An 887-nucleotide genomic window follows, 5' to 3' on the forward strand; every position below is an offset into this window, starting at 1 on the left:
TCACTTAGGTGGCCTTTTTTAATTGCTAAAATAATGCGATAGTCAAAAGATGGAAAATAATAGAATGAAAAAATATGAAAACAAAAGATCATTGGGAAAACGTATATACAAATAAATCCTCTGAAGAAGTTAGTTGGTTTCAATCTCACAGTACAAAGTCACTAGAGCTTATAAATACAACTGATTTATCCTTCTCTACATCTTTGATCGACGTCGGGGGGGGAGCATCGGTTCTAGTTGATGATTTGATTAAGTTGGGCTATTCAAATCTTCAGGTTTTAGATTTATCATCAGCTGCATTAAAGACCGCTCAAGAGCGATTAGGTGAAGCATCTAAGCGAGTTAAGTGGATTGAAGCTGATATAATAGGTAACAATCTAAAAGCGCTTAAAATTGACTTATGGCACGATAGAGCTGTATTTCATTTTTTAACCAAAAAGGTAGAGCGTCAGAAATATGTTCACAATTTAACCCATGCATTAAATAAAAATGGCCATGTCATCATTGCTACTTTTGCAGATGATGGACCCAAGAAATGCAGTGGCTTAGAAATATGCAGATATAATAAAGATACTTTAGCTGCTGAGTTAGGTGAGCGTTTTGTTTTAGTCTCACACCATAAGGAAACTCACAATACTCCTTTTCATACTAAGCAAAATTTTATTTATTGTCATTTTATGAAGGTTGAAAGTGATTATTAGACAGACAAAAATAACACACATAAATTTTAGATAAAAAGCTAGGTTAAACAGGTTGACTAAAGCACTAAAAATTAACGCTGAAAATATAATACCAATGCCTTGACTAAAACGCTTTGAACGTCTGGTGAATGAGCACTTTATTAACGGAAATGGTATAACATTCTATATTAACCTTTAGTCTTCCCC

The 887-nt window shown here is 33.5% G+C and carries 1 protein-coding gene; it reads left to right on the forward strand.

The window, feature by feature from the left end; all coding sequences use genetic code 11:
- The first annotated feature begins 74 nt into the window (after nucleotides 1–74).
- Complete coding sequence (locus tag CJF42_RS25635; protein ID WP_095369319.1) at nucleotides 75–701, forward strand: class I SAM-dependent methyltransferase; 627 nt, start codon at nucleotides 75–77, stop codon at nucleotides 699–701.
- Nucleotides 702–887 lie beyond the last annotated feature (186 nt).

Source organism: Pseudoalteromonas sp. NBT06-2, from assembly GCF_002276045.1.
In the GTDB taxonomy this organism is placed as follows: domain Bacteria; phylum Pseudomonadota; class Gammaproteobacteria; order Enterobacterales; family Alteromonadaceae; genus Pseudoalteromonas.

What these genes read in the sequence shown, in the direction of transcription:
- CJF42_RS25635 (WP_095369319.1), top strand. Translation starts at nt 75, where the DNA reads ATGAAAACAAAAGATCATTGGGAAAACGTATATACAAATAAATCCTCT.